Source organism: Bacillus sp. sid0103 (assembly GCF_019219025.1).
In genome coordinates, this window is the sequence record NZ_JAHUWN010000024.1 from 1 (window position 1) to 25,881 (window position 25,881).

26 protein-coding genes are annotated in these 25,881 nt (G+C 36.2%); 20 read left to right on the plus strand and 6 right to left on the minus strand.

Annotation, left to right across the window (positions count from 1 at the left end; all coding sequences use genetic code 11):
* Positions 1–86: 86 nt before the first annotated feature.
* Positions 87–299, plus strand: coding sequence for a hypothetical protein (locus tag KW850_RS23035; protein WP_218350101.1), 213 nt, complete (start codon positions 87–89; stop codon positions 297–299).
* Between the two features lie 104 nt (positions 300–403).
* On the opposite strand, the gene KW850_RS23040 is transcribed toward KW850_RS23035, so the two are convergent.
* Positions 404–2,572 carry an MMPL family transporter gene (locus tag KW850_RS23040; RefSeq protein ID WP_256358407.1) on the minus strand — a complete coding sequence of 723 codons (2,169 nt, stop codon included), beginning with the start codon at positions 2,570–2,572 and terminating at the stop codon, positions 404–406.
* A gap of 273 nt (positions 2,573–2,845) precedes the next feature.
* Here KW850_RS23040 and KW850_RS23045 point away from each other — a divergent pair, with 273 nt between their 5' ends.
* The 13 genes from KW850_RS23045 to KW850_RS23105 all read left to right on the plus strand — a co-directional run bounded on the left by KW850_RS23045 (position 2,846) and on the right by KW850_RS23105 (position 15,624).
* On the plus strand, positions 2,846–3,787 hold the full coding sequence (locus KW850_RS23045) for a DNA-binding transcriptional repressor DeoR (RefSeq protein ID WP_218350103.1): 942 nt from the start codon (positions 2,846–2,848) through the stop codon (positions 3,785–3,787).
* A gap of 128 nt (positions 3,788–3,915) precedes the next feature.
* Positions 3,916–4,590 (plus strand): deoxyribose-phosphate aldolase, encoded by a 675-nt coding sequence (deoC, locus tag KW850_RS23050; RefSeq protein WP_218350104.1) that lies wholly within the window; start codon positions 3,916–3,918, stop codon positions 4,588–4,590.
* Between the two features lie 24 nt (positions 4,591–4,614).
* The gene (locus KW850_RS23055; RefSeq protein WP_088085922.1) at positions 4,615–4,785 is read left to right on the plus strand and encodes a DUF1427 family protein; all 171 of its coding nucleotides are present in this window, start codon (positions 4,615–4,617) and stop codon (positions 4,783–4,785) included.
* Between the two features lie 24 nt (positions 4,786–4,809).
* On the plus strand, positions 4,810–5,208 hold the full coding sequence (locus KW850_RS23060) for a cytidine deaminase (protein WP_218350105.1): 399 nt from the start codon (positions 4,810–4,812) through the stop codon (positions 5,206–5,208).
* Positions 5,209–5,320: 112 nt separating this feature from the next.
* Complete coding sequence (locus tag KW850_RS23065; protein ID WP_218350106.1) at positions 5,321–5,833, plus strand: DUF3189 family protein; 513 nt, start codon at positions 5,321–5,323, stop codon at positions 5,831–5,833.
* Positions 5,834–5,847: 14 nt separating this feature from the next.
* Complete coding sequence (proC, locus tag KW850_RS23070; RefSeq protein WP_218350107.1) at positions 5,848–6,651, plus strand: pyrroline-5-carboxylate reductase; 804 nt, start codon at positions 5,848–5,850, stop codon at positions 6,649–6,651.
* A gap of 249 nt (positions 6,652–6,900) precedes the next feature.
* Positions 6,901–8,046 carry a response regulator gene (locus KW850_RS23075; protein WP_256358398.1) on the plus strand — a complete coding sequence of 382 codons (1,146 nt, stop codon included), beginning with the start codon at positions 6,901–6,903 and terminating at the stop codon, positions 8,044–8,046.
* Position 8,047: 1 nt separating this feature from the next.
* Positions 8,048–9,085 carry a HEAT repeat domain-containing protein gene (locus KW850_RS23080; protein WP_218350108.1) on the plus strand — a complete coding sequence of 346 codons (1,038 nt, stop codon included), beginning with the start codon at positions 8,048–8,050 and terminating at the stop codon, positions 9,083–9,085.
* Positions 9,086–9,089: 4 nt separating this feature from the next.
* Complete coding sequence (locus KW850_RS23085; RefSeq protein ID WP_218350109.1) at positions 9,090–10,502, plus strand: glycosyltransferase family 2 protein; 1,413 nt, start codon at positions 9,090–9,092, stop codon at positions 10,500–10,502.
* On the plus strand, positions 10,499–13,750 hold the full coding sequence (locus KW850_RS23090; RefSeq protein ID WP_218350110.1) for a hypothetical protein: 3,252 nt from the start codon (positions 10,499–10,501) through the stop codon (positions 13,748–13,750). The genes KW850_RS23085 and KW850_RS23090 overlap by 4 nt, the downstream gene beginning before the upstream one ends.
* Positions 13,747–14,115, plus strand: coding sequence for a response regulator transcription factor (locus KW850_RS23095; RefSeq protein ID WP_218350111.1), 369 nt, complete (start codon positions 13,747–13,749; stop codon positions 14,113–14,115). The genes KW850_RS23090 and KW850_RS23095 overlap by 4 nt, the downstream gene beginning before the upstream one ends.
* A complete protein-coding gene (locus KW850_RS23100; protein ID WP_218350112.1) occupies positions 14,105–15,175 on the plus strand; it encodes a HAMP domain-containing sensor histidine kinase in 1,071 nt (356 codons plus the stop codon). The genes KW850_RS23095 and KW850_RS23100 overlap by 11 nt, the downstream gene beginning before the upstream one ends.
* On the plus strand, positions 15,172–15,624 hold the full coding sequence (locus KW850_RS23105) for a sensor histidine kinase (protein WP_218350113.1): 453 nt from the start codon (positions 15,172–15,174) through the stop codon (positions 15,622–15,624). The genes KW850_RS23100 and KW850_RS23105 overlap by 4 nt, the downstream gene beginning before the upstream one ends.
* A 74-nt stretch (positions 15,625–15,698) precedes the next feature.
* Here KW850_RS23105 and KW850_RS23110 read toward each other — a convergent pair whose 3' ends face one another.
* From KW850_RS23110 to KW850_RS23120, 3 genes are all read right to left on the minus strand, one after another.
* Positions 15,699–16,286: a YitT family protein gene (locus KW850_RS23110; protein ID WP_308128840.1), complete on the minus strand. Its 588-nt coding sequence runs from the start codon at positions 16,284–16,286 to the stop codon at positions 15,699–15,701.
* 108 nt (positions 16,287–16,394) lie between these two features.
* The gene (locus KW850_RS23115) at positions 16,395–17,402 is read right to left on the minus strand and encodes an inorganic phosphate transporter (protein ID WP_218350114.1); all 1,008 of its coding nucleotides are present in this window, start codon (positions 17,400–17,402) and stop codon (positions 16,395–16,397) included.
* Between the two features lie 11 nt (positions 17,403–17,413).
* A complete protein-coding gene (locus tag KW850_RS23120) occupies positions 17,414–18,031 on the minus strand; it encodes a DUF47 domain-containing protein (protein WP_218350115.1) in 618 nt (205 codons plus the stop codon).
* A gap of 368 nt (positions 18,032–18,399) precedes the next feature.
* Here KW850_RS23120 and KW850_RS23125 point away from each other — a divergent pair, with 368 nt between their 5' ends.
* On the plus strand, positions 18,400–18,657 hold the full coding sequence (locus KW850_RS23125; protein ID WP_218350116.1) for a GlsB/YeaQ/YmgE family stress response membrane protein: 258 nt from the start codon (positions 18,400–18,402) through the stop codon (positions 18,655–18,657).
* Positions 18,658–18,699: 42 nt separating this feature from the next.
* Here the strand turns inward: KW850_RS23125 and KW850_RS23130 are convergent, their stop codons facing one another.
* Positions 18,700–19,623, minus strand: a complete 924-nt coding sequence (locus KW850_RS23130; RefSeq protein ID WP_218350117.1) for an RluA family pseudouridine synthase — start codon at positions 19,621–19,623, stop codon at positions 18,700–18,702.
* Between the two features lie 107 nt (positions 19,624–19,730).
* On the opposite strand from KW850_RS23130, the gene KW850_RS23135 reads away from it, so the two are divergent.
* From KW850_RS23135 to KW850_RS23145, 3 genes are all read left to right on the plus strand, one after another.
* The gene (locus KW850_RS23135) at positions 19,731–20,117 is read left to right on the plus strand and encodes a YhcU family protein (RefSeq protein WP_218350118.1); all 387 of its coding nucleotides are present in this window, start codon (positions 19,731–19,733) and stop codon (positions 20,115–20,117) included.
* 194 nt (positions 20,118–20,311) lie between these two features.
* Positions 20,312–22,054: a phospho-sugar mutase gene (locus KW850_RS23140; protein ID WP_218350119.1), complete on the plus strand. Its 1,743-nt coding sequence runs from the start codon at positions 20,312–20,314 to the stop codon at positions 22,052–22,054.
* Positions 22,055–22,101: 47 nt separating this feature from the next.
* Positions 22,102–22,824 (plus strand): SDR family oxidoreductase, encoded by a 723-nt coding sequence (locus KW850_RS23145; RefSeq protein WP_218350120.1) that lies wholly within the window; start codon positions 22,102–22,104, stop codon positions 22,822–22,824.
* A gap of 133 nt (positions 22,825–22,957) precedes the next feature.
* Here the strand turns inward: KW850_RS23145 and KW850_RS23150 are convergent, their stop codons facing one another.
* Positions 22,958–23,212 carry a YhdB family protein gene (locus KW850_RS23150; protein ID WP_218350121.1) on the minus strand — a complete coding sequence of 85 codons (255 nt, stop codon included), beginning with the start codon at positions 23,210–23,212 and terminating at the stop codon, positions 22,958–22,960.
* A gap of 149 nt (positions 23,213–23,361) precedes the next feature.
* Between KW850_RS23150 and KW850_RS23155 the strand changes: the two genes are divergently transcribed.
* Both KW850_RS23155 and KW850_RS23160 read left to right on the plus strand, forming a co-directional pair.
* Positions 23,362–24,348: a M14 family zinc carboxypeptidase gene (locus KW850_RS23155; protein ID WP_256358399.1), complete on the plus strand. Its 987-nt coding sequence runs from the start codon at positions 23,362–23,364 to the stop codon at positions 24,346–24,348.
* 90 nt (positions 24,349–24,438) lie between these two features.
* Positions 24,439–25,854 (plus strand): SpoVR family protein, encoded by a 1,416-nt coding sequence (locus tag KW850_RS23160; protein ID WP_218350122.1) that lies wholly within the window; start codon positions 24,439–24,441, stop codon positions 25,852–25,854.
* The last annotated feature ends 27 nt before the right edge of the window (positions 25,855–25,881 follow it).

Below are 25,881 nucleotides of genomic sequence, written 5' to 3' on the forward strand. Positions count from 1 at the left end.
TATTTAGGTTAAACTGTATTTGAGTCATAATTAATTCCTCCACATTGTTTTCTTCGCCGTTAACATTGTAACCATGAGGAATTAATTTGACTCATTTTCTTTTTACACAATTATATGGACTCAATCAAGGAATGTCTTTCATAGAGCCGATGAAGGACAAAACGGTACAGGAAAGCCGAAGGAATGTCTTTCATAGAGCCGATGAAGGACAAAACGGTACAGGAAAGCAGAGGAATGTCCTTCATAAAGCTGATGAAGGACAAAAAGCTACAGGAAAGCAGGATGATTTTCTTTCATGAAAGCTGATTAAGGACAAAACAAGCTTGTTAAAAACCGCTAAGAGCATTTGAAATAACAGATGTGGTGGAGTCAATAAAATACAAAAAAGTCAGCCTCTTGACGACTAGGCTGGCTTTTTTCTCGTCATCAACTGTTTTTTATTTCTTATGCCAAAAAACCACCAGTTCCAATCGCCAAGTAGTTTCATCAGTGCAGGAACTAACACCATCCTCACAATGGTTGCATCAATCAAGATAGCAATGGCAATACCCACTCCTAACTGTTTAACTGGCATGACGGCAGTAAAGGCAAATGCTCCGGTGACGACGATCATAATCGCAGCGGCTGAAGTGATAATTTTACTCGTATAGGTTAAACCAGAAATAGTCGCTTCACTGTTATCCCCAGTTTTTAAATAGAATTCCTGAATTCTCGAGATGAGAAATACTTCGTAATCCATCGAAAGTCCAAAAACCAGAGTGAAGACAAAAACAGGTAAAATTAACGCAATATCTACAGGTGTGATGCCAAAATGACCCAGCTGGAAAATCCAAACAAGGATTCCAAAGGTGCAGCTTAGGCTTAATACGTTCATCAGAATCGCTTTTAGAGGAATAAGAATGGATCGGAAAGCGGCCATTAATATGATAAATGTAGAAACCACAATCAATAATAGTCCGTCTGGTGCTTTTTGGTATATTTCAGAAAAAATTTCTTGCTCAAATTTAATCGACCCGCCAAATGAAGCGTTTAAACCTAAATCTCGTTTAGACCAATCACTAACCCATTGTCTTGCTTTAGCGGAATGTTCCCCAGTTTTTAAATTTACCTCGATGAGCATTTTATTATCTCTAATAAAATAATCCATAATCGGGGCAATCTTGGTTTGATCCCCATGAGTGAGTGCTTGATAAAGCTGGTTCTCGTCCTTTAATCCAGTTGCGGAAAAAGGTGAGGATACGGAATTCACAAGTGTATCTTTTTCAAAGTTTTTAACTACTTTTTTTACTTTTTCAAGATTGTTTAGATCAAGGATGTTACCTCTGGATTCAAGGACGACGATTACCTTTTTGTCATCGCTCGTTTCATTAGAAACAAAATGATCTTTATAAGTTTCTAAAGCAGTTCTTGAAGGGTAATCTGGCGGCAGGGACTCGGTACCAGGGATGGCTAAAATCATTTGTTTAACTGGAATCAATCCAGCTAGGAGAAGAGCCAGGGCAGCTACAGTCATAAGAATTGGGCGTTTCATGACAAATTTAGCAAACTTGTGCCAAAAACTTATCGATTCCTTGTCAACTGCTGGCAAAATACTTAATTTGTTGATCTTAGTTCCCAACACTCCAAGCAACGCAGGAAGTAAGGTTAATGCACAAACGGCAGAAATTAACACAACGGTCATTCCGCCAAGTGCAACATTCTGAAAAATATCTATTTTGATAAACCATAACGCTGATAGACCAATAAAAACACAAAGTCCTGAAAAGATAATGGAACGACCTGCAGTTGAAACGGTTATTTCAATAGCATCCTTTATCGATTTTGTTTTCAATTCTTCTTTATAACGATTAATAAATAATAAGGCAAAATCAATACTTAGTGCTAACCCAATCATCGGTACAATATTTAAAATAAAAATCGTTAAATTAGCGCCATAGCTAAAAAAGTATACGGTACCCATGGTACATAATATCGAAACGACACCAATGACGATCGGGAGCGATGCCGCAATGAGACCGCCAAAGGCAAGGATAAGAACAACTAAAGCAATAGGCAGACCAATCATTTCCGCTTTCGCTAAATCCTCTTGGCTTGCAGTATTAAGGTCTTGGACAATAATGGGTTCCCCTGTCATTGTAACCATTAGACCCTTTTTATTAACGAGTAAAGTCTTTAATTCGTTGATTTCTTTTCCCAGGCTTTCTGCATCTTTGTTAAAAGTAATAATCCCATAGGCATATTGATCTTTAATCATTCCTGTATGTTCCAAAGGGGAAATAATTTGCTCTCTGTTATCATAATCTTTTATTTTTTCAAAGTTGGCTAAAATAAATTTCCTGAAATCCAAATTACTAACGGTTTTGTCTTTTTCAAAAACCAGGATAATCGAGGATTTAGCAAGACCAAACTCTTCTTCGAGAATTAGACGTGTTTTATTATATTCACCTTTATACTCAAAACCATTTCCGCTAAGGACGGACGGCAGTTTTGTCGCAAATAATCCTAAGAGGAGAATAACTAATATCCACGTTACGAGTACCACCTTACGATTTCGGAAAATAAATCCGCCCATTTTCTGCACAGACTCGCCTCCTTAACAGGAATCATTTTTCATTATAAAAGTAAAGATACTAATCAATAGCGGATGCTAATTTCGTCGATCTGCCCCGATATTTCTTAATAAATGTTCCCCATAATAACTGTTTAAAATGCATTTTCCTGCTTAGCTTCTTTAAAACGAATTGAAATAAAATTCATGCCAACTTTTACAAATGTTAAATTGCCGTGATATCGAATATTTTTTTTGCTACAATAAAGAGAAAATATTAAATGTAAGGTGATAACAGTGGATCGTGAAAAATTAACGAAAGTCATTGAAGCAGCAAAGCTCTATTATCTATTGGATCATAATCAAAATGAAATTGCCAAAAAATTGGGCGTTTCCCGGCCCACTGTGTCGCGTTTATTGCAGCAGGCAAAAAGTGACGGTATTGTCCAAATCAAAATATTAGATCCTACGGAAGATGTTGAGAATCTTGCGACAGAACTTGAAAAAAAGTTCAAACTGAAAAAAGCAATTGTCGTTTCGATTCCACAATATGAAGATCACATGATAAAAAATTACCTTGGGGAAAAAGCAGCCATTTATCTAGATGAAATTGTTAAAGATGATGACATTATTGGGGTAACATGGGGAACGACTCTCTACCATATTGCAGTTGAATTAAGGCAGAAATTTGTGAAAGGGGTAAAAGTCGTTCAACTAAAGGGTGGTGTAAGTCATGCAGAAACAAATACGTATGCATCAGAGATTTTATATCTTTTTGGTAAAGCATTTCATACAACCCCACATAATCTCCCACTTCCAGCGATAGTGGACCATGTTGTTGTAAAACAGGCAATGGAGGCAGACCGTCATATTCGAAAAATCCTTGAACTTGGCAGTCAGGCAAATATTGCAGTATTTACAATTGGTCCAATTAAAACAGACTCTTTATTATTCCAGTTAGGCTATTTTACTGAGAGTGACTTGGAATCCCTATATGGAAAAGCTGTGGGAGATATTTGTTCACGTTTCTTTGATGAAAACGGGCAAATATGTAATGATAGCCTGAATGATCGAACCCTTGGAGTAAAATTGGACGATTTAAAGAAAAAGGATCAATCCATTCTTGTAGCAGGCGGGCCGAATAAAATTGAGGGAATATACGGTGCTCTAAAAGGCGGGTATGCAAATGTCCTCGTTACAGACCAATTTACTGCACAATTCTTGCTTGATAAAAATTAGCCAAGAAAAATTTTTACATTTGTTCATAAATGTGTTTACAAATGTTCAGTTGGTTTGATATAGTTACATTGTGATATACGACATTAAAATTTTATATATAAATTTTGACTTTGAGGGAGACTAAAAATATGACACAGAATGTAGTAAGAATGATTGATCATACATTATTAAAAGCAGATGCAACAAAAGAAGAAATTGTAAAATTAGTGGAAGAAGCAAAGGAATATTTATTTGCGTCTGTGTGTGTTAATCCAACTTGGGTTCGTACAGCCGCTGAAATGCTAGCCGAGACTAAAGAAGTGAAAGTATGTACAGTAATTGGTTTTCCTCTAGGGGCAACTACACCTGAAACAAAAGCATTTGAAACAAAAAATGCTATTGAAAATGGAGCCAATGAAATCGATATGGTTATTAATGTTGGAGCACTAAAAGATAAGCAAGACGATTTGGTGGAAAGAGATATCCGTGCGGTAGTCGAGGCTGCTAAAGGAAAAGCATTGGTCAAGGTAATCATCGAAACTTGCCTGTTAACTAAAGAAGAAAAAATAAGGGCATGCGAAATTTCTGTTAAGGCTGGGGCAGACTATGTAAAAACATCTACAGGTTTTTCTACAGGTGGAGCCACTGTCGAGGATATTCGTTTGATGCGTCAAACAGTCGGTCCAGAAATTGGTGTGAAAGCTTCAGGTGGAGTTCGAAGCCGTGAAGACGCGCTAGCAATGGTTGAGGCAGGAGCAACTCGTATTGGTGCAAGTTCTGGTGTTTCAATTAGTAAAGGTGAGCTTTCATTAAGTAATTACTAAAAAATCTATTGTGAGGTTAATTCGATGAGAGACGTAATAATGGCATTAATTGCCGGTTTAATAGTTGGTATGTTGTTTAAATTTTTAAAACTTCCACTACCAGCTCCCCCGGTATTTTCAGCAGTAGTAGGTGTCTTCGGGGTCTATTTTGGCGGCGTGCTTCTTGAATGGATTACTAAAATAGTGCAGCATTAATTTCCTTGGCGGAGCGTGAACATGATGGAAAAGAAAGACCTAATTGTCGAAGCAAATAAAGCAAGAGAGTTTGCATATGTACCATATTCAAAATTTAAAGTTGGTGCAGCACTATTATCTAAAGATGGTCAAGTATTCCACGGCTGCAACATTGAAAATGCGGCTTACGGTATGACAAACTGTGCAGAGCGAACCGCTTTGTTTAAAGCGTATTCGGAAGGAATTACAGAATTTGATTCCCTCGTAGTCGTTGCAGACACAGATCGCCCAGTTCCACCATGTGGTGCCTGTCGTCAAGTGATTTCTGAACTTTGCGATGATGAAATGGAAGTTGTGCTTACAAATTTAAAAGGTGATATTCAAAAAGTTCTAGTAAAAGATTTACTTCCTGGAGCTTTTTCACCAAAAGATTTAACTAAATAAGCTAGAGAAGTTTATCCGTGTGATAAACTTCTTTTTTTTGGAGAGAATATTCCCATGAATTGGCAACTACAATATGGAACATAATATACGTAAAAAATTAAAGGATGATTCCATGATATATATTTATAATGATTATGGCGGGACGCATACAACTTCTATAGCTGCGGCCTACCATTTAAAAAGATTACCTCAATCCGAACGAAAACTCACAAAGGAAGAAATATTAAGTGTGAAGTATTTCAATAAATTAACGAAATCTGATTTTGGAAAGCTTATTTTCCACGGAATGGATGAAGACGGAAATTCTGTTTATACGATTGGACGGAAAAGAAACAAATATGTTGTTCCAGCATTAAAGGAAATGTGTTTATTGCTGCAAAAAAAATTTAAATTTGAAGAAAAAATTGTATTCTCCAACACTTCACCAACTGTCCCATTTGCCATGTCCATGGGTGGATTTTTTTCGAGGGGATTAAAAATTGATTTTATCGGTGTGCCATTATTAGTTATAGGTGCAAAACAATGTTGTGATAATATATATAGGTTGGTTGAAAATACAAAAGAAATTGGGAGAACAACTTACGCAGAAAATATCATTGTATTAGAGAATGAAATGTATAAATAGGTGGGGAGATTAGCTTGAAAAAGAAAATAGGTTTTATTGGGGCGGGAAAAATGGCTCAGGCAATGATGGAGGGTATGGTTAACTCTTTGACGATTCCAAACGAGAACATCATGGCAAGTGCTAAGACAATTGAAACGACAACATTGATCGAACAAAAATATGAAATACGCACTTCTTTACATAATAGAGATGTTGCAACGTTTGCTGACATTCTTATCATTGCGGTGAAACCAGATCTATATCCGATGGTAATTGAAGAAATCAAGAATGATATTAAACAAACGGCAATCATTGTAACGATTGCTGCTGGAATTACTTTAAAGGATATTGAGGATTCATTTGGTTTCCAGGTAAAGTCAATTAGGACAATGCCGAATACTCCATCTGTAGTGAGTGAAGGTATGAGTGTGATATGTGCGAATGAATATCTCACCGAAAACGAGATTGTTGAGGTGGAGCAATTGTTTCAGACCTTTAGTAAGACCGAACGGCTGGAAGAAAAGCTTATGGATGCTGTTCCTGCTATCAGCGGCTCCTCCCCTGCATATGTTTATATGTTAATCGAAGCAATGGCAGATGGTGGAGTAAGGCAGGGAATACCGAGGAATCAAGCATATCGACTTGCTGCTCAAAGTGTTCTAGGGGCTGCAAAAATGGTACTTGAAACGGGTAAACATCCTGGTGAGTTGAAAGATAATGTGTGTACGCCTGGAGGAGCAACGATTGAAGCAGTTGTTACCCTAGAAGAAAAGCAATTTCGAGGGTCAATTATGGCAGCAATGGACAGCTGTACAAATAAAGTTAAAAACCTAATATAAATAACATTCTTGGATCCAGGTAGATGGATCCTTTTTTTTGTAGTCTTAAAATTTGAGGAAATTTGTCAAATATTAATATTTTTTGTCAAATTTTCTGCATTTTGAACGTGACACTTGGAATTATTAATAATAAACTTTAGATACATATAAACTGTGAAGAAAAAAGGGAATAGTAAAGCAATAAAACAAATAAAGAGAAATTCTGTTCATTCATCGTTTGAATGATTTTCAATCAGGGAGTAGATCGTTATGGACTTAAATAAATATAAAAACCTGCTTTTCCAGAAAATAAAAATGCAAATTTCCTTGTGGTTCGAATCAAAAGATCTGATTATTATTGAAAATTCGGAGGTTTACCGGTTTCTTCACTCTATCCATGGGAGTTCAGGAACAATTTTACTAGGTGGTCTTCACCAACTTTCCGGAAGATTAATGAAATCAATTGAGGAGACGAAACAAAAAAAATGGGAGAAGGACGAGCTTAGAACCTTTCTAGATGATTTAATTAGTCTTGCCTACGAATATGAAAATTTTATTGAGAAGGAGAAGAATAAAGAACTGCGTCAAGAAGAAAATGTTCCTCTCATCCAAATTATAGATGATGATGTTTCGATGCTTATCTTATTAAAGGATACACTCGAAGAACAGGGCTGGATGGTGGTAGCCAATACGGAAGCTAAAAAGGCTATATCACAGTATTTCGATTTAAGTCCAGATTGTGTAATAATCAATCAACACCTGCATGGTATCAGTGGTTTTCAAATTCTCGATGATTTGCAAAATCATAATAGCCAACAATTTGTTCCAAAAATTATTACTAGTCAACTTAACGATCGTGAAACAAGAATCACAGCTTATAAATTAGGAGCAGATGATTTTATTGAAAAACCAATCGATTTAGAAGAATTGACAGTTCGAATTGAGGGACTTTTAAAAAGAAAGAAAATATTTGACCAATTAGTACATTTGGATGGGGTGAATCCCCGAGTAATTACCAAAAAAACCTTGCTCGTTTCTGTCATTGATGACGATGCTATTATCAGAACAATGCTAATGAGAATACTTAAAATTATGGATTTTGATCATTATGAACTAGACCTTGAAGCATTTGAAGATGGTCTTCAATTTTTTGAATCAAAACGCTTAGAGAAAATAGGAGAACACTTTTTAATACTTGATGGTGTTATGCCTATCATGGATGGAATTGAAATCCTGCAAAAAGTAAAAAAAATTGAAAAAAGAAGAAATATTCATGTTCTGATGCTGACGGGGAGAAAAAGTGAGACGGATATTGAGCGGGCGTTAAAGCTTGGTGCTGATGATTATGTGACCAAACCTTTCAGTATAAAAGAACTTCAAGCAAGGATAGAACGTTTAATTAAAAGGATGAAGTAGAATGCTGAAGAATGAGTTATTTTTCCTAACAATTCTAACGATAACTATTTTAGGGTTATTGATGGTTTTGCTTGTGTACTTATCGATACGGAAAGCAATAGATATTAAGAACAGAAAGATCATTGAGCGATATATCGAAAAACATCGGTCAAACCTTTTTACAATGATCACGGAGGGAGGTTATTCAAGGGGGATAAATCCTGAATCAGTTCTTGAACAGAAGGCAATCGAAGAGCTCCTAAGCAGCTATAGTAAAGTTTTAGAAGGCGATGATGAAAAGAAACGTTTATCAGAATTAGCAACAATGTATTTAGCAGAGTATTATCGAAAACTACTTAAAAGCAAGCGATGGAGTCAACGGATGAATACTCTCTATCATATTGAGGATTTCAATCTAAAGCTCCTGATCAAAGATATTTACATGCTAACAACGAAGAAACAACTTTCTCACGAAGAACTTATTCATACACTTAGAATCCTTGCCTTATTCCAATATGAAAATTTATTTGATATGTTAACATCCAACTTCAATTCTTTTTCTGAATTTGAGTACCGTCATATATTAGTACGCCTCGAGCAACACCAATTCGACCAATTTATTCTTCATTTTTATAAAAGCAGTCCACCATTACAAAAAGCAATTCTTGATGTAATTTCGATAAAAAGAGAAATAAGTTATCTTCCGTTTCTTGAAAGTATTTTTTCAGCCTATAAAGGGGAAATCAGGATCCGAGCCTTAAAGGCATTATCTGTAATAGGCTATGTAAAAAATACAGAACCCTATTTAGAACTTCTTTATTCTACCAAATGGGAAGAAAGAATGGTTGCCGCAAAACTAATTGGTTCATTAAAAGAAGTCAAAGGTATTTCAAGATTAATTGAACTTTTGCATGACCAAACGTGGTGGGTTCGTTCACAGGCTGGACAATCAATCTGCCAATTTCCAAATGGGCACCAAATTTTGCGGGAAGTATTAGAAACATCAAACGATACATTTGCCAAGGATATGGCATGGGAATGGCTGCATAAAGGGGTATAGACAAATGACAATTTTTGAGTGGGGCAATGTTGTTACGGTTTTTGCTTGGTTTATAGCTGTATATATGGTGATTGTCATTTCTTTTTACTCTGTTATTTTGGTTATCTCTTTTATTCAATTGCGGAAGGAATACCAACTCGATAGAGTCAAAGCATATGAAGATTATTCAGATGATTTTTATGTCAAACCCGTTTCAATTATCGTACCTGCATACAATGAAGAAGCAGGTATTATTCAAAGTGTACGTTCATTATTAAGCATTAATTATCCTACATTTGAAGTGATTGTGGTTAATGACGGTTCAACCGACCACACACTTGAAAGTGTGATAGAGCACTATGAGATGAAGGAAATAAAAATAGCGGTTAGAAAGCAAGTGGATACAAAACCTATTGGAAGGATATATCAATCAACCATTTTATCAAATTTGTTTCTTATTGATAAGGAAAATGGGGGAAAGGCAGATGCACTTAATGTCGGTCTTAACTTTTCCCATTACCCCTATTTTTGTTCTTTAGATGGCGATTCTGTTCTTGAGCCGGATGCTTTTTTAAAGGTGATGAAACCTATAATAGATTCAAATGAAGAAGTTATTGCTTCGGGTGGAAGTGTAAGAATCGCGAACGGCTGCCAAATCAAAAACGGGCATATTCAAAAAATCGGGTTATCCAATAACCCATTGGTCGTAATGCAAATTATTGAATATTTACGTGCTTTTTTAATGGGGAGAATTGGCTTAAGCCGTCACAATCTTTTATTAATCATTTCGGGTGCGTTTGGTGTTTTTTCAAAGCACTGGGTGATTGAAGCAGGTGGTTATAAAACGGATACGGTTGGGGAAGATATGGAATTAGTCGTAAGGATGCACAGACTCTTAAAGGAGAGGAAGACAAATAAGAAGATTGTCTATGTTCCTGACCCTGTTTGTTGGACTGAGGTTCCTGAAGACATTACATTCTTACGCAGGCAGAGGAGACGATGGCATCGAGGACTGTTTGAAAGCTTGTGGACTCATAAGAAAATTACATTTAACCCTAAATACGGTTCGATTGGTTTCATATCTTTTCCTTACTTTTGGATTGTCGAATTTTTCGGGCCAATAATTGAGTTTTTAGGATACCTTTTTATGATACTTTGTTTATTCCTAGGTGGAATCTATGTTGAATTTGCTATTTTGTTATTTCTTCTATCCTGTTTATATGGGTCTGTTTTTTCAATGACAGCCGTTCTCTTAGAAGAATGGAGTCTAACAAAGTATCCAAAGGTATCAGATATCATGAAGTTGTTTTTATACTCTTTAACTGAAACCATTTGGTATAGGCCGATGACCGTGCTCTGGAGATGTGAGGGAATATGGCAAATGATAATCGGTGATAGAAGTTGGGGAGAAATGAAGAGAAAAGGTGTTTCCGAATGAAAAAACCAATCAATTTAATTATTTATACAATTCTATTTTTAATTATTATCACCTGCCCCTTTTGGCTATGGCAAGTACAGCCCGTGAAAAAATTAAACGTGTTAATTGTTGATAAGACGGTTCCAAATCCTTCCTATAGAGAACATAAAGGCCTTGTTTGGATACTAAACAATGCTAAATATTTTAAAAACGGACAAAAACCTTATTCGGTTACTGATGATTATAAAGGATTTGAACCAAAAGCAGGGAAGAAATATACGATTGCTCCATTGCCGAAGGACTTAAAAAATTATGATCTTATCTATTTAACGGATCAATATGGGGTATATAAAGAAGAGTTTTTCGGACAGAATCCGTTAGGGAAACACTCTACAAAAATTTATGGTGGACTTAAAACCAGTGAAGTCAATCAAATAAAAAAGGAACTTATTCAATCAAAGGGAAAGACCTTAATAGCAGAATTTAATACGTTTGCGAGTCCTACATCAGAAGCAACAAAAGCGGAGATCTCTGATTTACTTAATGTAGAATGGTCCGGCTGGATTGGACGCTTTTTTTCCAACCTTGAAAGTACGGAAGTACCAGAATGGGTAAAAGAGAATTATGAGAAGCAAAACAAGAAATGGTCTTTTAAAGGTGAAGGATTTGTGTTTGTCAGTAAAAATAATTATGTAGTTGTAATTGGGGGGGGAAATGTTCAAGACGATGGTCTTCTTTTTCAATTAACAGATAAAGGAAAGAAACATTTTACACGCGGACTCCATGGGAAATATACGTATTGGTTCGATATTATTAATGCCAAAGATAAGAATGAAATTTTGGCCACTTATAAGTTACCGATATCTCCGCAAGCAAAAGATACAATTAAAGGATACGGGATTCCCACCTATTTTCCAGCCGTTATTTATCACAAAAATGCTAAATATTCCTCCTATTATTTTTCAGGAGATTTTGCTGACGAATCGGATGTTCCTGGAATTTATCAAACAAAGGGATTCGATGCTTGGAAGAGGAATGTGGGTTCTAGCGGTTCGTTTTATTGGGAAACCTACGTGCCAATGATGAAGGATATTTTAAAAAATGGATTGCACCATGTAGCTCATCAGGAAAAGGTGGAGTTGGCCGAGCTTGATGGGATTAAGTCAAACAGTAAAACTGGAGATACCTATATACAGATTCAAAAGGATGGGAAATGGAAGAATCTCTTAATTAAGGGTGTAAATATGGGGATAGGGAAACCTGGTTATTTTCCCGGTGAAACAGCAATTACAAAAGACGAATACTTTCGTTGGTTTAAAGAAATAGGTGCAATGAATGCAAATGCGATTAGAATTTACACGCTCCACCCGCCGCAATTTTATGAAGCCTTTTACGAATATAACAAAATCGCTAAAAAGCCGCTTTTCTTATTTCATGGTACGTGGGTCAATGAAGAGAATCTAATACGAACCCAAGATGCCTTTGCCAAAGTTAATTTAGACGATGCGAAGCTTGAAATAAAAAATATGATTGATATTATCCATGGAAAGGCAGACATACCAGATCGACCTGGACACGCGTCCGGTGTATATAAAAACGACATTTCAAAGTATGTTCTAGGAATCATTGTCGGCACAGAATGGGATCCAGCTATGGTCACAAACACAAATGAAAAGCACTCAAAAATTGGTCAATTTGAGGGGGAATACTTTAAAACAGAACGGGCAAATCCCTTTGAAATCTGGCTGGCAGGTTTAATGGACTATGCTGTTGATTATGAAGCGAAACAATACCAGTGGCAGCATTCGTTGAGTTTTACGAACTGGGTTACTACAGATATGTTGAAGCATCCAACTGAACCACTGGCGAATGAAGATATGGTTTCCGTTAATCCCAATCATATTAAAGCATCTAAACAATTTTCTTCAGGTTTATTTGCTTCCTATCATATCTATCCTTATTATCCTGATTTTCTCAACTTTGAGAAGTCATACCTTAATTATATAGATGCAAAGGGTAAGAAAAATAATTATGCTGGCTACTTGAATGATCTGCGTGCTGCCCATCAAATGCCAGTTCTTGTTGCGGAATTTGGCGTTCCCGCTTCCAGAGGGTTAACACATAAGAACGCTTATGGAATGAACCAAGGGTTTCATTCAGAAGAGGAACAAGGGAATATTAATAAGCATCTATATGAATCAATTGTTTCAGAAGGCTATATGGGGGGACTTGTCTTCACCTGGCAGGATGAATGGTTTAAACGAACATGGAATACCATGGATTTTGATAATCCCGATCGAAGGCCATATTGGAGTAACTTGCAAACAAATGAACAGCACTTTGGGTTATTAGGATTTGAACCAGTAAAAAAGGAAAACCAAATCACTGTTGACGGCAATGTAAAGGATTGGGAGCTAGCAGGATTGAAAAAGAGTTATCATAGTACAGATAAGAAGGAGACCTTAAAGGAAGTTTGGTTAACTTCTGATAATGGGTATTTATATTTCCTTATAAAATATAATCGTCCGGTTGATTTTCGTAACCAAGGAACTTACCTGCTTCTTGATTCCATTAATCAACAAGGCCAGAGCCAAATACCATTAGAAGATGAGATTTCCGTAAAAACAGACTTTGGAATTGATTTTTTAGTTAAACTAACGGGGCCTGAGACTTCAAGAATAATGGTTGATAGTTATTATGATACATTTTATTATCAGTATGCTCATCTCCTGAAGATGGTTGAGGAGCAGCCATATGCGAATCACAACAATAATGGAGTGTTTCATCCCATTAGACTTGCCCTTAATAAGGAATTGACGATTCCGACCACCAAGGAGATTATTCCATTTGAAAGTTACGAGACAGGAAAACTGAAGTTTGGGAACGCGAATCCAAATGATCAAGAATTTAACTCTTTAACGGATGTTAGTATTAGTAATGATAAGAAAGTTATTGAAGGAAGGATTCCGTGGCAGTTATTAAATGTGAAAGACCCAAGTTTAAAGGAAGTTATGGGGAATGTGTGGGAAAGTGGTTTGTCTGGTAGTGTTGAAACGAGCGGAATTCGACTGGCCATTGTGACAACAGAAAAAGGGATGGTCATGCAGACATTTCCTAAAGCAACTAATAATCAGCTTCATCAAACCGATACATTTTTGTACAGCTGGAAGAAGTGGGAGAAACCAGCCTTTTATGAAAGATTGAAAAAATCATATGGAATCATGAAAGAGACTTATGGAACGACGGAACTGAAGGACGGAAACAGATGAAGAGGATCCTATTAGCTGAAGATGAAGAAGTCCTAAGAATGTTAATTGTAGATATATTTGAAAATCATGATTTTTTGATTGACGAGGCTGAAGACGGTCAGGAGGCGTTATATTATCTTAAAGAACATGCCTATGATCTCATTATTTTAGATTACATGATGCCTCTTTATACAGGTTTTGAAGTGATAGAAAAAGTGAAGTTATTTGAGAAAAATAAAAATACAAAGATATTAATGTTATCTGCAAAGAATCAGCAAAATGAGCGGGAGAAGGTTATTAAGGCAGGGGCTGACCATTTCATGGCCAAGCCCTTTAGCCCCAGTCAGCTTTTAGAAACAGTTGAGGAAATATTGAATGAAAAGTAAGTCTGTGATAAGGAAGAGTTTATCGAAAAAGTTTGTTACTTTAATGGGAATATTTATTGCTAGTTTTATTTTAGGAGCCACACTCTTACTTGTTACCTTATATTCGCTGAATGAATCCTATATCACCACACGTGACGAACTTAGAGCAAAACAACAGATTACAGAAGAAATAAATAATGCATTTAATAAGGCATTTTTTGATGCAAGAGGATATTTCGCATATGGGAATACAGTACTGAAAGAAAATGCGCTAGTACAGGAGTCCAAAATCAAAGAGTTAAGTCAAAAATTTAAAAAATTTGCTACAACAAAGGAAGATCAAAAATTAGTAGGTAATATTGATGCGTTTAACCACTATTATTTTCATGTGATATTACCTAAAGTTATGGTTGAATATGAAGCAGGACATATTGATGAGGTTGAAAGAATAGCAAATAATCAAGCGATAGCCGACGTTGCTCAATTTCAGGACTCGTTGGGTGCTTACCTACAAATATTAGATAGTAAATTGGAAGTACATTATAGTCAGCTAACAAAGATTAAAACAATAATCCAATTTGCATTTTTATTATTTATTTTGTTGCTTTTATTATTACTTTTAAGGATCATACGAATAATGCTAAAGGAAATTGGTCAGCCAATGTCAAAGCTTGCATATGCAGCAAATGAACTTGCACATGGAAATGATGCTGTGATAGAGGTAAATGGAAATCAGGAAGATGAAATTGGAGCATTGTCCATAGCTTTTCAAAAAATGGTAGATAAGGTAAAGGAAAAAGAGCAGGATTTAAGGGCAAGAAACGAAGAATTGAAATTCCTAGTTCAGTTAAAATCAGAACTCGTTAGCACTGTCAGTCATGAATTACGGACACCATTAGCTAGTATACTTGGTTTTACGGAGTTATTACTACAAAGGGAGTTAAAGCCAGAAAGAAGAGAAAAGTATTTAATTACTATATTAAATGAAGCAAAACGACTGACTGCGCTTATCAACGATTTTTTAGATATACAAAAAATGGAGGCAGGGAAGCAATCTTACGAAAAAAAAATATTCAATTGATACCCATTCTTGAAAAAGTTATAGAGGCTCAGCAAGTAAATACGAAGTTACATGAGATTTCTTTAGAAAACTTCATTTCAAATCCAATCATTTTGGGGGATAAAGAAAAGCTTGAGCAAGTTTTCACGAACTTAATTAACAATGCCATTAAATATTCTCCTGAAGGAGGAGAAATTAAGGTTGAAGTATCTCAAAGTCAAAGTGGCAATGAAATACATGTAGCTATTATAGATACTGGTTTAGGAATCCCTGGTGATGCTATAGATAAATTATTTACTAAATTCTATCGGGTTGATAACTCTGACCGAAGGAAAATTGGCGGAACAGGATTAGGGCTTGTGATAGTCCAAGAAATCGTAAAAGCACATAATGGTCAGGTAACTGTTCAATCTGAATTTGACAAGGGCAGCAGGTTTACGGCTATTTTTCCAATTGTGCACACGAGTTAATGTGGAATTCATAAAGGAAACCGCTGGTTTCAGAAGAGCCAGCGGTTCTTTTAGGTTATCTAATTCTCAATGTGTCAATAGTAAGGGAAATGTTCATTATTGTTTCCCCTAACAGTCAAGGTCGTCATAAAACCGACGCAGAGGATTGTCAAAAGTGAATAAAAGAACTTTTCTAAACCAACAACCTGAATACCACTTGTTATGACTAAACCATCTATTAAAAAGATGATGATCCCAATATTAATGGAAGTAAATTTAGTTAACAATTGGGCAAGTAAATCGGTCCCGCCTGTACTAGTTTCATAACGAAGCATAAGCCCTATCCCTATACCGACAAGCAATCCACCAATGATTGTGCTTGGTAAAATCCCCATATTTATTTTTCCATTCATAAAGGATAAAAAATCAATACAAAATGAAGAAATAATAAGACCATGGAGGCTATAGTAGAAATAGCGTCTTTCGAAAAACCAAGCTAAAACATATAATGGAAGACTTAATACAATAATACTTAGTCCAGTTGGCCATCCGTAAAAATAATGAATGATGAGTCCTAAACCGATTACTCCTCCATCAAGTAAGTGATAGGGAACTAAAAATCCATTTACACCAAGGCTCAACAGCAAACTCCCGAGCAGCATTGCTGCCATTTTTTCTTTCACATTCCATCACTCCAAAACTTGTCCTCTAACATAAAAATATGTACAAGCAGTACTTTTAGAAGTGATATAGTTAAAAAAACAACCAGAAGAATTTTTCTGGTTGTTTTTTTAAAAGAAGATATTAAGGATGAAGTAGATGATACCAGCTAATAATGCTGTAATTGGTAGTGTAATTACCCATGTAACTAACATACGTTGTGCTGTATCCCATTTTACCCCTTTAAGCCTATGTGCAGAACCAACCCCTAGTATCCCTGAAGAGATGACGTGGGTAGTACTGACTGGTAGATGGATATAAGTGGCTCCGAAAATGATTGCTGCACCCGTTAAATCTGCGGCAACACCATTAATCGGACGAATCTTCATAATTTTTCCGCCAACGGTTTTAATGATCTTCCATCCACCGATTGAGGTACCTAGTCCCATGGCAATCGCACAAGAGAGTTGTACCCAAAAAGGAACTTCATCCGTATGAAGATAACCATTAGCTAACAGAGCCATGGTGATAATCCCCATTGATTTTTGAGCATCGTTTGTTCCATGTGAATAGGATTGCAATGCGGCAGTAGCAATTTGAATAAAACGAAAGGATCGGTTCGTTTTAGTTAAATTAAAGTTCTTGAAAACCACTTTAAAAATACTGTAAACAATATACCCAACTGTGAAAGCTAAGATTGGTGATATAATTAAAGCTTCAAGAATTTTAATAAAACCTTCAGCTTTTATTACTTCAAATCCTTTTGCAGCAATTGCCGCACCCGCAATAGAACCGATAATTGCATGAGAAGAACTACTTGGAATACCGTAATACCATGTGAGTAAGTTCCAAAAAATCGCTGATAACAGTGCCGCAAAAATAACAATTGACCCGGTATGACCGCCAGTAAGTGAGAATGGATCAACAATGTCTTTAGAAATAGTTTTTGCTACACCAGTAAATGTTAATGCACCAATAAAGTTCATTACCGCAGCCAACAAGATTGCTTGGCGTGGTTTAAGAGCTTTAGTTGATACAGAGGTAGCAATTGCATTTGCAGTATCGTGGAATCCATTAATAAAGTCAAATGCAAGGGCACCAATGACTATTAAAATCGTTAATATTAATACAACGCTCATATGTTTGCTCCTTAAGCATTTTTCATGATAATGGTTTCAAGTGTATTTGCGACAGTTTGGCAATAGTCTGCAATATCTTCAAGATTTTCGTAAATTTCTTTGTATTGAATAATACGGATTGGATCTTTTTCGACAGTAAATAAGTTTTTAATCGACTGACGTAAGATATTATCGCAGTTTGATTCAAAATCTTTTATTTTAATTGCATGCTCTCTAATTTGTTGTAATTTCTTATTAGAAAGCAGTTCGACAGCCTTGTCGATTTCATGAACACTGGCTTGAATTGCATCCACAAATTTCTTCATATAGTCATCCGCATTCGTAATCGAGTACATTTCAAATAATGCAGCACATCCTTCAAGTCCATCAAGTACATCATCCATGCTCATGGCAAGATGAAGAATGTCTTCACGTTCGATTGGAGTGATGAATGCATCGTTCAATTCTTTGATTACTTCATGAACGTATGTATCTCCTTTTGTTTCAAGTTCCTTCATTTTCTCTGAAAAAATTTTTAAATCACTTACATTTTTTAATTTGTATTCGGTGAAGAAATTTCCACTTTCTTTAAGGTTAGCGGAAATATTACTAAGTAATGCCATAAATTTATCAGTTTTTTTAAATGCCATGTGAATACCCCCAATTTCATTTGAACAAGTGTTGTATACCAACCCAAATAATTTTATCTGAAAGATGTCGAAAAATGAAACAAATTCTTTATAAATTTACAAAAACTTAACATTAGAATTTTTTGAATAGTTTATTTTAAAGGATAAATTCAATGAGGTTTACAAAAAATTAACATTATGATGGGGACTTTTTTACTTTTGCCTATATTCATGTATTTATGTACTTTGTTGTACGTGTTAAGATTTTTTCTTTTTTGAGTATAAAATTGAAAATAGGGTACTTTATAGATACAGGTAGCATGAAAATACGTTACTTTTCCAATACTGCCTGAGACAAAATAATTGAATACTAAAAAGGAGTGTACTGAATGAGTTTCATTTGGGCATTAATTATTGGTGGGATTATTGGATGGTTAGCAGGCCTAATCGTTGGAAGAAATATTCCGGGCGGCATTATTGGTAATATCATTGCAGGTTTTGTTGGGGCTTGGCTTGGTACTGCCATTTTAGGTGATTGGGGGCCACATGTTGCTGATTTTGCGATCATTCCTGCAATCATCGGTTCAGCAGTTTTGGTCTTGCTCGTAAGCTTCATTTTGCGTTCCTTTAGAAAAACCGATAGATAAGAAATAAAAAGCCTCCGATAACCTCGGAGGCTTTTTATTTCCTTACAAGGAATAGATGTCAATATCCTTAAAAATAATAGGTTGGTCTAAAAATGGAGCATGACATATAATCTTCTCTTGAGTAAAAGGATGATTGAACTCAAGCTTTGCTGCATGAAGTGCTTGTCTTTGAACAATCGGTCTCCCTCCATACAACGTATCTCCAATTAAAGGATGTCCCATATGACTTAAATGAACCCTGATTTGATGCGTTCTCCCCGTATCGAGCCAACATTTGACATAGGATTGCTGCTTCTCATTGTCTACCTTTAATATAGCATAATGAGTAAGCGCAACTTGTCCTGATGGAGACACTCTTCTTTTCGTTGCATGATGGCGATCCCGCCCAATCGGTTTATTAATTGTCCCTCGTCTTTGTTTAACTATTCCGTGAACTAAAGCTATGTAGGTTCTTTTAATTTTCCTTTTAACGAGCATATTGTCCATTATTGCCCCTGCTAATGCATGTTTGGCAAGAAGGATGGCACCTGATGTGTCCCGATCTAAGCGGTGAATTTGCCGAATATTTCTATTTTCCCCTTTTGCTTGCAGATAGAATTGCACAGCATTTACAAGTGTATCATGGTCTGCCTTTGGATCATTTGGATGAGTATTCATAAAGGGTGGTTTGTTAATTACCAAAATATGTTCGTCTTCATATAGAATTTCTATTTCTATGTAGTTTGGGAAAATTTCTATATTTTCTTCTTCAAATAGTTTCAATTGTAACTTGGACCCCTTGATAAGAGGCGTATTCCAGTTAGCCCGCTCCCCATTAACTAACACTTTATTCTCCATTCTAAAAGAGTGAGTTAATTTTTTAGGGGAATCAAAGACATGTCTAAAAATATCAGCCACGGTTATGCCATTCCATTCTAAAGGAACAGTTATTTGAAACCATTCTCCCATTCGCATTGTGTTAAGCATGTAATTCTCCTTCAGGTTATAATTACCACAGTTAATACTGACTTAGTTATGATATTCTTATCATATATAATATGACAGAAATAAGCGATGGCAAAGGTGGGTTATAAGTGAAAATTGTGTTTGCCTCGACACCAAGTCAAGAAGAGGAAATTAACGGACTGGTGAGGTATATCTATTCGAATATATTTCCGCTCTATTTTACTGATGAGGAGATTCGTCAGTTTGAGCGATTAAAAGTTCTGCACACTTCAGAAGATTTCAATACATTAAAAGATGCTTTTCAGGTCATGACTTGCATTCAAACATTAATCTCAATTTTAGAAGCCTCTCAACTAGATGAACAATATACCTCACTATTTAATAAGAATGTTGAGACATTAAATGAGTTTGGCTTGTTGTTTCCCTTTAAATATGAACACTTTGAAGAGGCGAAATGTATTAGAACTTCCATGCTTAGTATTTATTCAAAAGCCGATAATGAGTTATTAATATAGGTAAAAAAAGTCTGCACCTGCAGACTTTTATTTTTTTTCCTACTAATAGGAGTGGTTTTTGAGGTAATATAGAGAAAGAACTGAATAATTTTAGTTCTACGAAAATTGTCGGCTAATTTCATGAGATTTTTAAAGGAGTAACCAAGATGAAATTAGAAACAATATACGGTAGACATAATTTGGAGGGAATCGTCATGGACTGGAAAAAGACAGCGAAAAGTTGGATGGAATTTGACAGATTGGATACTGAATTACAGAACCAGTTAAAAGATTTAACAAAGGATGAGAGGCAATTAGAAGAGGCCTTTTATAAAAATTTAGAATTTGGTACTGGCGGAATGCGTGGAGAAATTGGGGTTGGTACCAACCGCATGAATCTCTATACTGTTCGAAAAGCATCGGCCGGACTGGCGGCATACATAGAAAATTATGGTAGCGAAGCGAAACAACGAGGAGTTGTCATTGCTTATGATTCCCGTCATAAATCTCCAGAATTTGCGCTGGAGGCTGCTAAAACATTAGCCACAAAGGGTATACAAACCTATGTCTTTGATGAATTAAGACCTACTCCTGAATTATCATTTGCCTTAAGATATTTAAACGCCTTTTCAGGCATTGTAATAACTGCAAGCCATAATCCTCCTGAGTATAATGGCTATAAAGTGTATGGGTCGGATGGTGGCCAACTGCCACTAGAAGCAGCAGACCAGGTTATTGCCAAGGTAAATGAGATTGAAAATGAATTATTGATTGAGGTAGACAGTGAAGAAACATTAAGAGCAGCCGGATTAATTAAGACAATTGGTGCGGAAATTGATCAAGCCTATATAGAAAAATTAAAAACAATATCTGAGAATCCAACCCTTGCTGAAGAAACGGATCTCAAAGTCGTTTTTACTCCGCTGCATGGGACTGCTAACAAGCCTGTCCGTGCTGCACTAGAAGCATTAGGATATGAAAATGTAACGATTGTCAAAGAACAAGAACTTCCTGATCCAGAATTTTCAACGGTAAAAAGTCCTAACCCAGAAGAACATGCTGCCTTTGAATTAGCGATTCGTGATGGAAAAAGAATAGGCGCAGATCTTCTTATTGGAACAGACCCAGATGCAGACCGTTTAGGGATTGCTGTATTAAATCCTGAAGGTGAATATGTAGTCCTCACCGGTAACCAAACTGGGGCCCTATTACTTGATTATATTATTACCCAGAAAAAGGGAAAAGGAACCCTTCCTGAAAATGGAGTGGTGTTAAAAACAATCGTTACTTCAGAAATCGGTCGGAAAATAGCTGAGGCCAATCAGTTAGAAACAGTCGATGTGTTAACAGGATTTAAATTTATCGCAGAAAAAATCAATGAGTATGAGAAAAAGGGTAATCGTACATTTTTATTTGGATACGAGGAATCCTACGGATATTTAATTGGTGATTTTGCCCGTGATAAAGACGCTGTTCAAGCGGCTCTCTTAGCAACAGAGGTTTGTGCTTATTATAAGAAGCAAAGCATGTCCCTCTATGAAGGATTAATGCAGGTCTTTGAAAAGTATGGGTATTACCAAGAAGGCTTACGCTCCTTGACTCTAAAAGGGAAAGAAGGAGCAGAGACGATTCAACAGTTATTGGCTTCCTTCCGAAGAGAGCCAATTACAAGCCTAGGAACATTGGCAGTTTCTACTGCGGAAGATTATTTAACAAGTACTCGAGTAACGGATAATGGTGAGGAAACGATTGATTTACCAAAATCGAATGTCTTAAAGTATACATTTGAGGACGGTTCATGGGTTTGTTTACGACCATCTGGTACGGAACCAAAGGTGAAATTCTATTTTGGTGTCAATAGTAAAAGTTTAGAAGAAAGCAAAGCAAAACTAAGAACAATTGAAAATGATTTTATGTCGTTAGTTGATAATAAAATGAAAATGGTTCAGGAAATTTAATCAACTTCATTACCAACCAAGAACCTCATCATGGAAGGAAGAAAAACATGCTTAAAGACCAAATTGCTATTGTTACAGGTAGTTCAAGAGGAATTGGCAAGGAAATTGCACGAAAACTGGCCGAACAAGGAATGAAATTAACGATCGTGGGCAGTTCCTCACAAATATCACAAACAGCTGAGGACCTTAAGAATATGGGCTATGCCAATGTATTGCCTATCCAAGCGGATGTCTCTAAGGAAGAGGACATGATTGCTGTTGTGAATAAGACAATTGATACTTATGGTTCTGTAGATTTACTTGTTAACAATGCAGGTGTCGGCTTCTTCAAATTAACGGAAGAAGTATCCCTAGAGGAATGGAAAAAAGTATTCGAAGTAAATGTTCAAGGTGTATTCCTAGCCACAAAAGCGGTCTTACCACATATGAAAAATCGTAAATCAGGTACGATTATCAACATTTCTTCAGACGTTGCTAGGTATACCATTCCAAATGGTGCGGCATATACAGCTACCAAATATGCTGTCCAAGGATTTTCTGGTTCAGTAGCTCAAGAAGTTCGTGAATATGGAGTTCGTGTAGGTACGGTTAATCCAGGTATGGTTGATACGTATTTTGCAGAGTCTACTCAAGGATTGCCTGAAAAAGAGGATTGGCTCAAGGTAGAAGATATAGCGAACGCAGTTGTATACATGGCTTCGGCACCAAAGTATATGATGATTGATGAAATTATTTTACATCCATTTGCTCAACAATATCCGATAGCATAAATAAGATAATCAAAACCGTTTGTTTTGAATGTTAAAACACGGCTTCCATTCGAGGAAGCCGTGTTTTTTGGTGGTGGAATTCTTTGGTCCGGTAATTAATGTTTCTCAACTTAAATGGTATTCACTTGTTAATTTAGGAAAGACTAAACATCGGTATCTCATTAGGGTCAGGATCTACGGTTTCATTCGCATGGTCAATGTAGCGCAGCAGGTTGTATAGTGTCGTTTCAATTACCGCGTAATCACGTTCGAAATTGTATGCATGCAGGAATTGCTCAATTCGTTTCGATAAAAATTGGTCTTTTGTTCGTACCATTAAAATCAGCAAATTATCCCACTCGGAACGATGTGTATAATATAACGCTCGATCATAATCCATTTTATTCATTTGTTTTATCTCCTCCTTATTAGGAGTTGAGATTATTGTATGATATTTTGAGGAGAACTTTCACAGAAAATGTTGGACACCCACTGGTTACGCTGTTTTCAACATTTACCTGTATATATTTTTTTTGATTGAACAAAGGGGAGGTTTATTTGGCTAAAATTATTACCTGTATCATCATCTTGTTTTCCGTTCAGCAGGAAAATGTGACAAGCGCCAAAATAGTTAATGCCAATACACGTTATAGTTATGAAATGTTAGAAGATGACCTATCAAAAATAACCCAAAAATATAAAGAGAAAATAAACATCAAATCAATCGGAACATCTCATTTTGGGCGGGATATTTGGGCAATCAAGCTCGGAAAAGGAAAGAAAAATGTAGTCATGATTGGTTCACATCATGGCCGGGAATGGATGACTAGCCTTTTGCTAATGGAAATGCTTGAGTCGTATGCATCCACTTATAATGAGAGGAATTTTTTTGGTTTCAAGTCCCATCAAATATTTAATGATGTCTCTATTTGGTTTGTGCCAATGTTAAATCCTGATGGTGTTTCCATTCAACAGAATGATTTTAAGAGTTTTCCATCTCATCATCGAAAACTTTTGGTAAAGATGAATGATGGATCCGCTAACTTTAAGCGATGGAAGGCTAATGGGATGGGAATTGACCTGAACAGGCAATATCCTGCCGGTTGGGAACGTCTCGATCAAGAATCTGTATTTCCTTGGTATAAATTTTATAAAGGAGAGAAACCTCTTGAATCGAAAGAAGTAAGAGCCTTAACAAAATTTATTAGTGAAATCAACCCCTCGATCGCTGTTGCTTATCATACAGCGGGAAGAGAAATTTATTGGAATTATAAAAATGGAAAAAACTTAAAACGAGATAAACAGATTGCAAAAAAAGTCTCGAAATTAACGGGGTATAAATTAGCGATGCCGGTGCAAAATGCAATAGGAGGCGGATTCACCGACTGGTTTATTACTACATATCACAGACCAGCGTTGACAATCGAAATTAGTCGCTATGTTGGTGAAACCAATCCACCCTTATCGATTTTTCATAACGAATGGAAACGAAATCGATATGTTGGCTTAAAGCTCGCGAAAGAGGCTAAAAAAATCTCAAATTAAAGCATACTTGCCTATTGTTTTTTCTATCTTGTTTCATCATTCCCCTTTTTTCTTCATACATTGTGGTAAGAGGAAAAGGGGGAATGGCAAATGAACGTGGAAGGTCGTAATGCACTTGAATATGCTATCAGTGAAATCACTGAAATCGCAACCGGGTTTGGTTTGGATTTTTATCCGATGCGCTATGAAATTTGTCCTGCTGAAATCATTTATACATTTGGGGCCTATGGTATGCCAACCCGATTTTCACATTGGAGCTTCGGGAAGCAATTTCACAAAATGAAACTGCATTATGATTTAGGTCTTAGTAAAATTTATGAACTAGTTATTAATTCAAATCCTTGCTATGCTTTTTTGCTTGACTCTAATACCCTTATTCAAAATAAACTAATTGTAGCCCATGTTTTAGCACACTGTGACTTCTTTAAAAATAATGTTCGCTTTCAAAACACTAAGCGGGATATGGTTGAAAGCATGGCTGCCACGGCAGAAAGAATCCATCAATATGAGATTCAATATGGAAAAAAAGAGGTTGAAACCTTCCTCGACGCAGTATTGGCCATTGATGAACATATTGATCCCTCATTGATGAGACCAAAGTTATCTTGGTCTATTGGGGATGACGAGGAAGATGATGACCACGAAGTTCATTCTGCAACGCCTTATGATGATCTATGGAGTTTAGATGATAAGGATAAAAAGGAAACGAATCAACCAAGGAAAAAGAAATTTCCTCCAAAGCCAGAGAAGGATTTATTATTATTTATTGAAACCTATAGTAGAGAGTTAACAGATTGGCAACGAGATATCCTAACCATGATGCGGGAGGAAATGCTATACTTTTGGCCGCAGCTGGAAACTAAAATCATGAATGAAGGCTGGGCTTCTTATTGGCATCAACGGATATTAAGGGAAATGGATTTAACAAGTGGTGAAGCAATCGAATTTGCAAAGTTAAATGCCGGAGTGGTGCAACCCTCCAAAACGGGTATCAATCCATATTATCTAGGAATAAAGATTTTTGAAGATATTGAAGAGCGGTACAATAATCCAACAGAAGAAATGAAACGAAGAGGAGTACTGCCAGGGTCTGGAAGAGAGAAAATCTTTGAAGTTCGAGAAGTGGAATCTGATATTTCCTTCTTGCGAAACTATCTGAATAAGGACTTGGTCATGCGAGAAGATATGTATCTTTTCCAAAAACAAGGAAGGGACTACAAAATTGTCGATAAACAATGGGAACAGGTTCGTGATCAGCTTGTTAATATGCGTGTAAATGGGGGATTCCCATACATTACAGTCAATGATGGCGATTATTTAAAAAATGGTGAACTTTATTTAAAACACTGGTATGAAGGTGTGGAACTTGACGTTAAATATTTGGAAAAAGTTCTTCCTTATATACAACAACTGTGGGGCAGACCTGTCCATATCGAATCGATGATTGAAGAAAGAAAAATGTTGTTCTCCTATGATGGAAAAGGGGTGCATCGCAAATATTTGTAATTTCTTTAGGCTATCTTGTACTATCAA

What these genes read in the sequence shown, in the direction of transcription:
- KW850_RS23075 (WP_256358398.1), top strand. Translation starts at nt 6,901, where the DNA reads ATGGACTTAAATAAATATAAAAACCTGCTTTTCCAGAAAATAAAAATG.
- KW850_RS23115 (WP_218350114.1), bottom strand. Translation starts at nt 17,402, where the DNA reads ATGAGCGTTGTATTAATATTAACGATTTTAATAGTCATTGGTGCCCTT.
- KW850_RS23095 (WP_218350111.1), top strand. Translation starts at nt 13,747, where the DNA reads ATGAAGAGGATCCTATTAGCTGAAGATGAAGAAGTCCTAAGAATGTTA.
- deoC (WP_218350104.1), top strand. Translation starts at nt 3,916, where the DNA reads ATGACACAGAATGTAGTAAGAATGATTGATCATACATTATTAAAAGCA.
- KW850_RS23125 (WP_218350116.1), top strand. Translation starts at nt 18,400, where the DNA reads ATGAGTTTCATTTGGGCATTAATTATTGGTGGGATTATTGGATGGTTA.
- KW850_RS23140 (WP_218350119.1), top strand. Translation starts at nt 20,312, where the DNA reads ATGGACTGGAAAAAGACAGCGAAAAGTTGGATGGAATTTGACAGATTG.
- KW850_RS23145 (WP_218350120.1), top strand. Translation starts at nt 22,102, where the DNA reads ATGCTTAAAGACCAAATTGCTATTGTTACAGGTAGTTCAAGAGGAATT.
- KW850_RS23100 (WP_218350112.1), top strand. Translation starts at nt 14,105, where the DNA reads ATGAAAAGTAAGTCTGTGATAAGGAAGAGTTTATCGAAAAAGTTTGTT.
- KW850_RS23085 (WP_218350109.1), top strand. Translation starts at nt 9,090, where the DNA reads ATGACAATTTTTGAGTGGGGCAATGTTGTTACGGTTTTTGCTTGGTTT.
- KW850_RS23090 (WP_218350110.1), top strand. Translation starts at nt 10,499, where the DNA reads ATGAAAAAACCAATCAATTTAATTATTTATACAATTCTATTTTTAATT.
- KW850_RS23080 (WP_218350108.1), top strand. Translation starts at nt 8,048, where the DNA reads ATGCTGAAGAATGAGTTATTTTTCCTAACAATTCTAACGATAACTATT.
- KW850_RS23065 (WP_218350106.1), top strand. Translation starts at nt 5,321, where the DNA reads ATGATATATATTTATAATGATTATGGCGGGACGCATACAACTTCTATA.
- KW850_RS23040 (WP_256358407.1), bottom strand. Translation starts at nt 2,572, where the DNA reads ATGGGCGGATTTATTTTCCGAAATCGTAAGGTGGTACTCGTAACGTGG.
- KW850_RS23160 (WP_218350122.1), top strand. Translation starts at nt 24,439, where the DNA reads ATGAACGTGGAAGGTCGTAATGCACTTGAATATGCTATCAGTGAAATC.
- KW850_RS23120 (WP_218350115.1), bottom strand. Translation starts at nt 18,031, where the DNA reads ATGGCATTTAAAAAAACTGATAAATTTATGGCATTACTTAGTAATATT.
- KW850_RS23150 (WP_218350121.1), bottom strand. Translation starts at nt 23,212, where the DNA reads ATGAATAAAATGGATTATGATCGAGCGTTATATTATACACATCGTTCC.
- KW850_RS23060 (WP_218350105.1), top strand. Translation starts at nt 4,810, where the DNA reads ATGGAAAAGAAAGACCTAATTGTCGAAGCAAATAAAGCAAGAGAGTTT.
- KW850_RS23130 (WP_218350117.1), bottom strand. Translation starts at nt 19,623, where the DNA reads ATGCTTAACACAATGCGAATGGGAGAATGGTTTCAAATAACTGTTCCT.
- KW850_RS23055 (WP_088085922.1), top strand. Translation starts at nt 4,615, where the DNA reads ATGAGAGACGTAATAATGGCATTAATTGCCGGTTTAATAGTTGGTATG.